The 1276-nt window shown below is 55.4% G+C and carries 2 protein-coding genes; both read right to left on the reverse strand.

The window, feature by feature from the left end; all coding sequences use genetic code 11:
- Positions 1-326: 326 nt before the first annotated feature.
- Complete coding sequence (locus ACFQPB_RS23825) at positions 327-542, reverse strand: DUF2061 domain-containing protein (RefSeq protein WP_382228912.1); 216 nt, start codon at positions 540-542, stop codon at positions 327-329.
- Positions 543-813: 271 nt separating this feature from the next.
- On the reverse strand, positions 814-1276 hold a 463-nt coding region (locus ACFQPB_RS23830), incomplete at its 5' end, for an IS66 family transposase (protein WP_382228915.1).

The following is a 1276-nucleotide window of genomic DNA, read 5'->3' on the forward strand; positions in this document are numbered from 1 at the left end:
GTTCAACACGCTGCCAGAACTCGTCCGTTACCAACCAGGAATCAACTCGTTTGCTCAACGCATCACTCCGGCACCGCGTTCGATACGGTTCGGATTGATATTTTACCTATTTACGGATAAGTTCTTAGTACCAGATTTTTAGAACCAACTTAAAAATCAATGACTTAGCCTACCGCCAGCTACCGATGTTTACCGCTATTTGCTGCACCAACTGCAGCAAAATTGCAGCGTCGCATTTTGTATTATGACATGGCTTAAGCCGCCAGCATCTGGCCGCTTGTCCACCCCGTTTGCAGGCGTTGGAACCATCTGCGTTGAAGGTCTTGTCACACCGACTGGACAGATGCCTGAAGTCCTGAGGATGGGCTCCGCTGACTCCAAAATTTTTCGTGGAAAAAATACGCGACGGTGTTCACACACGGTTCGATGAAAGCCACAGCGCCCGACACGCGCCAATCGCCCGTCAACGCAAAAGTGACGCCAAACGAGACACTGAAGTGGATCGCGGAAAAGGTGAGTGTCTTTTTAAGCGGCTGATTCATGATGACTCCTTTCCTCTATTCTGACATCAAATGAGAATCGTTTTTATTTAAATCCACTATGTTTCCGATAGGCAAGCGCGCCTCTAGTCAAAGCAGAAAAGCCCGAGCATCGCCCGGGCTTCTTGGTTCTGGCCCCTGCGGATAAGCAGGGTTTGAAGGCATCTCAGTGGAACTGCTCTTCTTCGGTCGAGCTGGTCAGGGCCTTGAGGCGGTAGACGGTATCCGTCCGGCAAAGTCATCCTGACGGCCAGCACTTGGCCGGCGCCGCACCTCAGGTGGCTGGCGACCAGCGATGCGGCAGCAACTCGTCGATACGGCTGGCCGGATGCGTTGGCAAGCGCTCGAGCACGTCCTTGAAGTACGCGTAAGGTTCGTGCCCATTGATGCGCGCAGAGTGCAGCAGGCTCATGATGGCTGCAGCCCGCTTGCCCGCACGCAGGCTACCGCTAAACAGCCAGTTCGCCCGTCCGATGGCAATTGGCCTGATGTGGTTCTCCACCCAGTTGTTGGAGATCGGCACATCACCGTCATCGACGAAACGGGTGAGCTCCCTCCAGCGCTTGAGGCTGTAGTCGATCGCCTTCATCGTCGCCGAGCCAGGCGGCACCATCTGTCGTTGAGCCAGCAGCCAGCGATGAAAGACGGCCAGTACCCGCCGTGACTTGCGCTGACGTGTCTGCCGTCGCTCATCCCTGGGCAGTGCTTCAATCTCCCGCTCGATCCGGAACAGGCAC

It is taken from the genome of Hydrogenophaga atypica, assembly GCF_042665215.1.
Classification (GTDB): Bacteria; Pseudomonadota; Gammaproteobacteria; order Burkholderiales; family Burkholderiaceae_C; genus Hydrogenophaga; species Hydrogenophaga defluvii_A.